The organism is Vibrio makurazakiensis (assembly GCF_050337375.1).
Classification (GTDB): domain Bacteria; phylum Pseudomonadota; class Gammaproteobacteria; order Enterobacterales; family Vibrionaceae; genus Vibrio; species Vibrio makurazakiensis.
Window position 1 is genome coordinate 1 of the sequence record NZ_JAKJSW010000221.1, and the last position, 6,472, is coordinate 6,472.

At 42.5% G+C, this 6,472-nt stretch carries 7 protein-coding genes; 4 read left to right on the forward strand and 3 right to left on the reverse strand.

Features of this window, described 5'->3' with window-relative positions; all coding sequences use genetic code 11:
- Positions 1–345 precede the first annotated feature (345 nt).
- A complete protein-coding gene (gene lpcA, locus L4C33_RS18345) occupies positions 346–921 on the forward strand; it encodes a D-sedoheptulose 7-phosphate isomerase (protein WP_428813855.1) in 576 nt (191 codons plus the stop codon).
- 73 nt (positions 922–994) lie between these two features.
- Entirely contained in the window at positions 995–1,840 is an 846-nt protein-coding gene (locus tag L4C33_RS18350; protein WP_428813856.1) for a class II glutamine amidotransferase, read from the forward strand.
- Between the two features lie 73 nt (positions 1,841–1,913).
- On the opposite strand, the gene purN is transcribed toward L4C33_RS18350, so the two are convergent.
- Positions 1,914–2,552 carry a phosphoribosylglycinamide formyltransferase gene (gene purN, locus L4C33_RS18355; RefSeq protein ID WP_428813857.1) on the reverse strand — a complete coding sequence of 213 codons (639 nt, stop codon included), beginning with the start codon at positions 2,550–2,552 and terminating at the stop codon, positions 1,914–1,916.
- 182 nt (positions 2,553–2,734) lie between these two features.
- Positions 2,735–3,775 carry a phosphoribosylformylglycinamidine cyclo-ligase gene (gene purM, locus L4C33_RS18360; RefSeq protein WP_428813858.1) on the reverse strand — a complete coding sequence of 347 codons (1,041 nt, stop codon included), beginning with the start codon at positions 3,773–3,775 and terminating at the stop codon, positions 2,735–2,737.
- A gap of 170 nt (positions 3,776–3,945) precedes the next feature.
- On the opposite strand from purM, the gene upp reads away from it, so the two are divergent.
- The gene (gene upp, locus L4C33_RS18365; protein ID WP_428813859.1) at positions 3,946–4,572 is read left to right on the forward strand and encodes a uracil phosphoribosyltransferase; all 627 of its coding nucleotides are present in this window, start codon (positions 3,946–3,948) and stop codon (positions 4,570–4,572) included.
- A 105-nt stretch (positions 4,573–4,677) separates the two neighbouring features.
- Here the strand turns inward: upp and L4C33_RS18370 are convergent, their stop codons facing one another.
- Positions 4,678–5,934, reverse strand: a complete 1,257-nt coding sequence (locus L4C33_RS18370) for a uracil-xanthine permease family protein (protein WP_428813860.1) — start codon at positions 5,932–5,934, stop codon at positions 4,678–4,680.
- A 261-nt stretch (positions 5,935–6,195) separates the two neighbouring features.
- On the opposite strand from L4C33_RS18370, the gene L4C33_RS18375 reads away from it, so the two are divergent.
- Positions 6,196–6,472 (forward strand): DUF8605 domain-containing protein (locus L4C33_RS18375; RefSeq protein WP_428813861.1); only part of this gene is annotated, 277 nt, incomplete at its 3' end.

Below are 6,472 nucleotides of genomic sequence, written 5' to 3' on the forward strand. Positions count from 1 at the left end.
GTAGGGAGAGCAATATGTCCATAGTTGAGTTCCTTTTCAGACATCAWTATTGTTATGTTTAGTTTAAGAGGTCGAACCAGTCAACTGTAATCGGAATGTTAAATGCTTGTAAAGTTGCGGGCTGGGCAAAAAGTGATCTGAGTAGAGTGAATATTCTAAACTTGAGAGGTTGGTGGTGTATTTATGTACAAACTGATCAAAGGAATCTAATAAAGCAGGCAATCTTTCCGCTTAAGTGTCGACACTATGAAATGTTTCTGGGTAAACTCTGGTAAAAGGGAGAAAGACCCTCATTCTCATTCTGCGAGCAACACGTTGCTTGAATAAAAATAAGAGATAAGCCTTATGTATCAAGATTTGATTAAAAGCGAATTGACCGAAGCTGCTGACGTTCTAAATAAATTTCTAAGTGATGATCATAATATTGCTCAGATTGAAGCAGCAGCAAAGATGATCGCAGACTCTTTTAAGCAAGATGGTAAAGTTCTGTCTTGTGGTAACGGTGGTTCTCACTGTGACGCAATGCACTTCGCTGAAGAGTTAACGGGTCGTTACCGTGAAAACCGTCCAGGTTTCGCGGGCATCGCAATTTCTGATCCAAGCCACCTATCGTGTGTAAGTAATGACTTCGGATACAACTTTGTATTCTCGCGTTATGTTGAAGCGGTAGGCCGCTCTGGTGACGTGCTGTTTGGTCTGTCAACTTCAGGCAACTCTGAAAACATCTTGAAAGCGATTGAAGCAGCTCAAGCTAAGGGCATGAAGACGATTGCTCTAACCGGTAAAGACGGCGGCAAAATGGCAGGCTGCGCTGATATTGAAATCCGCGTACCACACTTTGGTTATGCAGACCGCATTCAAGAGATCCACATTAAGATTATTCACATCATCATTCAACTTGTTGAAAAAGAGATGGAATAAATAGCGACATAGTTACGATGATTGGAGCCTCACGGGCTCCAATAATGGTTTAAAGCAGGGAGTATGTTAGACCATGTGTGAATTGCTCGGTATGAGCGCAAATATACCTACAGATATTTGTTTTAGCTTTACAGGCTTAATGCAGCGTGGCGGTAATACTGGCCCTCATCGCGATGGCTGGGGCATTACCTTTTACGAAGGGAAAGGCTTCCGTACGTTTAAAGATCCAAACCCAAGTTGCGAGTCAAAAATCGCAGCTCTTGTTCAAAACTACCCAATTAAAAGTTGTGCTGTTGTTAGTCATATCCGACAAGCAAACCGCGGCGGTGTGAATTTAGAAAATACTCACCCTTTTACTCGTGAGCTTTGGGGACGATATTGGACTTTTGCGCATAACGGTCAATTAACGGATTATGATGACCTAATCGGTGGGCGCTTTCGTCCAGTAGGGCAAACGGATAGTGAACTCTCATTTTGTTGGTTGTTGAAACAGCTTGAAGAGCGTTACCCTGAACCTCCTCAAGACCTTGAGGGAATGTTTAAGTTTGTTGCCGAGTGTTGTGACAAACTGAAAGACAAAGGCGTTTTTAACATGTTGTTGAGTGACGGTGAGTATGTAATGACTTACTGTACCAATCACTTGTATTGGATCACTCGTCGAGCGCCTTTTGGTAAGGCAAGTTTGATTGACGAAGATGTCGAAATCAACTTCCAAGAAGAGACTACGCCTAATGATGTGGTTTCTGTAGTGGCAACTCAACCGCTAACAGATAATGAGCAATGGGCTCGAATGAAACCAGGCGAATACGCGCTGTTTCACTTCGGGGAGCTAATTGATAGCAATAAAGACTCGCTGGTGGATGTGGCCTACGCACCTAAAAAGGTTCTGAGCCAAGCTCCTACCGAACCATTAAGTTAACTTACCGCTGTTACTTGATCTAAAAAGGCTGATAATTTATCAGCCTTTTTTGTGTTCATTTGTAGAGGTGTGGCTACTCTTCAGCGTAACCGTGAGCACCTAGTTCTTTCCCATCTAGAACCGCTTTTCCATCAATCATATTTAAGCGACCTTCAATAAACCACTGACTGACGAGTGGATAAATTTGGTGTTCTTGGACAAGTACTCGACTAGCCAATGATTGTGGATCATCATCTTCAAACACGGGTACTTTCGCTTGTAGTATCACTGGCCCGCCGTCTAGCTCTTCCGTTACAAAGTGAACACTGGTTCCATGTTCGCTATCTTTGGCATCTATTGCTCGTTGGTGAGTATGCAAGCCTGGGTATTTAGGAAGTAGGGAAGGGTGAATGTTGAGCATCTTACCTTGGTAGTGACGCACAAAATCAGCACTAAGAATTCGCATGTAACCAGCAAGAATAACAAGATCTGGTTGGTAGCGATCAATTTGGTTCATGAGCTCTTGGTCAAAATGCTCACGTGACTCAAAAGCTTTCGGATCAACAAAATGTGCAGCAGCATTAGCAGATTTTGCTCGCTCTAAACCAAAGGCATCTGATTTGTTTGAGAAAACAGCAGCGACAGACGCGTCGATTACCTTGTTTTCGCATGCATCTAAGATAGCTTGTAAATTACTTCCACTTCCAGATACTAAGACGACAATATTTTTCATGTAGTAGGTCTAACTCGTTGGTTCAAAGTGAATTCAATAAAAACAGGTTTATWGAAATGTACCTATATATATTAAGGTTTTCTGAGGGCTGAATAGCAGAATGAGGACCATAGGGTCCTCATTCGAGTGAAATGACTAATATTGCTTGGGCTTATAGGCCTGCACAATTAACATAAAAGTTATTAGTTAATTTCAACTTGTTCTTCACCTGCTTCAGCATTTGCGATTTCACCGATAACCCAAGCGTTTTCGCCTTCAGCTTTCAGCAATTCAACAGCAGCGTCTGCTTGATCTTTAGGTAGAGCGATAACTAGGCCTACACCACAGTTGAAAGTGCGGTACATTTCGAATGTTTCCACGTTACCTTTCTCTTGTAGCCAGTTGAAGATAGAAGGCCATTCCCAGCTCTTACCATCGATAACTGCTTTAGTGCCCTCAGGAAGAACACGTGGGATATTTTCCCAAAAACCACCGCCAGTGATGTGCGAGATAGCATGAATGTCATGCTCAGCAATCATTTTTAGCGCTGATTTGATGTAAATTTTAGTTGGTTCTAGTAGGTGTTCGCCAATAGTGCGACCTTCTAGTACTTCACTCTTATCAGCGCCAGAAACTTCTAGAACTTTACGAATTAAAGAATAACCGTTTGAGTGTGGACCACTTGAGCCAACAGCAATCAGTGCATCGCCAGCAGCAACTTTTGTTCCGTCAATGATGTTTGCTTTTTCAACAACACCAACACAGAAGCCAGCTACGTCATAGTCGTCGCCTTCGTACATGCCTGGCATTTCAGCAGTTTCACCACCAATAAGTGCACAACCTGCTTGAACACAGCCTTCAGCAATACCAGAAACAACATCAGCAGCAGTATCAACGTCTAGTTTGCCTGTTGCGTAGTAGTCTAGGAAGAAAAGAGGCTCACCACCTTGAACGATCAAGTCATTCACGCACATAGCCACTAGGTCGATACCAATCGTGTCGTGCTTTTTCAAATCCAGAGCTAAACGAAGTTTAGTACCAACGCCGTCAGTACCTGAAACAAGTACAGGCTCTTTGTATTTAGTTGGAAGTTCACATAGGGCACCAAAGCCACCAATACCACCCATTACTTCAGGGCGACGAGTGCGTTTTACTGCACCTTTAATACGGTCTACTAGTGCGTTACCTGCGTCGATATCAACACCAGCGTCTTTGTAGCTTAGAGAAGAAGTATTACCACTCACGGGATAGTCCTCGAACTTAAGTTGGATGTGAAAACGGCGCTATTCTAACAGGGCTTAATCGATAAGAGCAAACGTTTGCGCGAGTTTTTTTTTATACAAATAAACATTCGGAAAAATTGCCGGAAAACATGTATAATCTCTAGGTTTGATTAAATTTGCCGGAGTTGGAAATGAAAGTTGTTGAAGTGAAACACCCACTAGTAAAACACAAAATTGGCCTAATGCGTGAAGGTGACATTAGCACTAAGCGTTTTCGTGAGCTAGCAACAGAAGTGGGTAGTCTTCTAACATATGAAGCGACAGCTGATTTTGAAACTGAGACTGTAACAATCGATGGTTGGAATGGCCCAGTAGAAGTAGACCAAATCAAAGGTAAAAAAGTAACAGTGGTACCAATTCTTCGTGCTGGTTTAGGCATGATGGATGGTGTTCTTGAGCATATGCCAAGTGCACGTATCAGTGTTGTTGGTATTTACCGTGATGAAGAAACACTAGAACCAGTACCATACTTTAACAAGCTTGCTTCTAACATCGACGAGCGTATTGCTCTTGTTGTTGATCCAATGCTAGCTACTGGTGGCTCTATGATCGCTACAATCGATCTTATGAAAGAGCAGGGCTGTAAAGTATTTAAGATTCTAGTTCTAGTTGCAGCGCCAGAAGGTATTGCTGCTCTAGAAAAAGCTCACCCGGACGTAGAGCTTTACACTGCAGCGATTGATGAGAAGCTGAACGACAAGGGCTACATTGTTCCTGGTCTAGGCGATGCAGGCGACAAAATCTTCGGTACTCAGTAATTCGCTTGATAGCAATTAATTAGGTACTAAAAAGGCTTGATGTCATCATCAAGCCTTTTTTATTTTTGTAATTTGAGATTAGATCTTTCGGTTAGCTCATCAAAATTAAGAAAGAGTTTCTTTCTYATCTACTTGAGCATTATCGACCACATGATTCTCACCTAAGTCCTGAGGAAGAATTAAGTTAAGTAGAATTGCAATAATGCCGCATAGGCTGACCCCTTGCAGGCTAAACTCACCGATACCAAAAGCCATCCCACCGATACCAAATACCAAAGTTACAGCCACTATGACTAAGTTACGTGACTTATGTAAATCGACATTATTTTTAATCAGTGTATTTAGACCAACTGTAGCAATCGAACCAAATAGCAAAATCATAATGCCACCCATTACCGGTACCGGAATGGTTTGAAGTAATGCGCCTAGTTTTCCTATTAATGCCAACACAATGGCAGTAACAGCGGCCCAGGTCATAATAACTGGGTTAAATGCTTTGGTTAGCATGACTGCTCCTGTCACTTCACTGTAAGTCGTATTAGGTGGAGCGCCCATCATTGAAGCTGCAATGGTAGCCACACCATCACCTGTCATTGTGCGGTGTAAGCCTGGTTTTTTGAGGTAATCTTTACCGGTCACATTAGAAATAGCCAGCATGTCTCCTACGTGTTCTACAGCAGGTGCAATCGCTACAAATACCATGAAGAATATGGCGTTGATGTTAAATTCTGGAGCAACAAAGGTTGGTAGTGATATCCAAGACGCCTGAGTAACAGCAGAAAAATCGACGACGCCATAAATTAAACTAGTGACATAACCTGCAACAATCCCCCCGAAAATTGGCAGCAATTTCAAGAAGCCTTTAGCAAAGACACTGATTGCGATAGTTACTAATAACGAAATTGAAGAAATCCACAGAGCTGCATTCGCATCAATAAGTTGAACTGCGCCATCGCCTGTCTTACCTAGAGCCATATTGACAGCGACTGGCGCTAGGCCTAAACCAATCACCATAATAACAGGGCCAACCACGACTGGAGGCAGCAGCTTATGAATGAACGCGACGCCTCTGATCTTAATCACAGCTCCCATTAACACATACACAACCCCTGCAGCCATTAAGCCACCCATGGTTGCGCCTATTCCCCAAGTTTGAACACCAAACATAATTGGAGCGATGAAAGCAAAAGAAGAAGCTAAGAAGATAGGTACAGAGCGACGGGTAATAAGTTGAAATAATAGGGTACCGACACCCGCACCGAACAGAGCAACGTTCGGATCAAGCCCAGTAAGCAGTGGTACTAACACCAATGCACCGAATGCCACAAATAACATTTGAGCACCCTGTAAGGCGTTTTTCATAATGAATCCTTTTTGGGGTAAATAAAATTGGCGGGATTTTATCATTTAGCAAACGGTTGCTATGTTGTCTAGGTCATGTTTATTTCTATTAGTTAGCAGGAAATCCACTTTTATCGTGCTTTAGTTCGCTAGTTTCTCGAACTGTGGTGTGAAGTTACGATATTGCTGCTCCAATTATGACTGAGACATCACTTAGCGCCCTTGCTCAAGGATTCATAGTTGCTTATCATCCTACAATACGCTTTGAAGTTTAGGATCAGTATGCGCTATTTAGCATTGTTTATTATGAGTTGCTTGGCTTTACCTAGTTACGCGTTAACTCAAGTTGATATTTACAGCTCAGAAGTCGTGATTAACGATGAGGATAAAACTCCTGAAGCCACTGCTCGAAAGCAGGGAATGGAGCAAGTTCTTATTCGTGCGACAGGTAATACCCAGGTAATGGAAAATGAGACTGTACAAAAAGCATTGGGGAAAAGCTCTCAGTATTTATCGCAACTGAGCTACGGCGGAAGTAATGAGCAAGCAACATTAAAAA

Excerpts from the sequence above, each read along its gene's own strand:
- L4C33_RS18350 (WP_428813856.1), top strand. The coding sequence starts at position 995 with ATGTGTGAATTGCTCGGTATGAGCGCAAATATACCTACAGATATTTGT.
- purN (WP_428813857.1), bottom strand. The coding sequence starts at position 2,552 with ATGAAAAATATTGTCGTCTTAGTATCTGGAAGTGGAAGTAATTTACAA.
- lpcA (WP_428813855.1), top strand. The coding sequence starts at position 346 with ATGTATCAAGATTTGATTAAAAGCGAATTGACCGAAGCTGCTGACGTT.
- upp (WP_428813859.1), top strand. The coding sequence starts at position 3,946 with ATGAAAGTTGTTGAAGTGAAACACCCACTAGTAAAACACAAAATTGGC.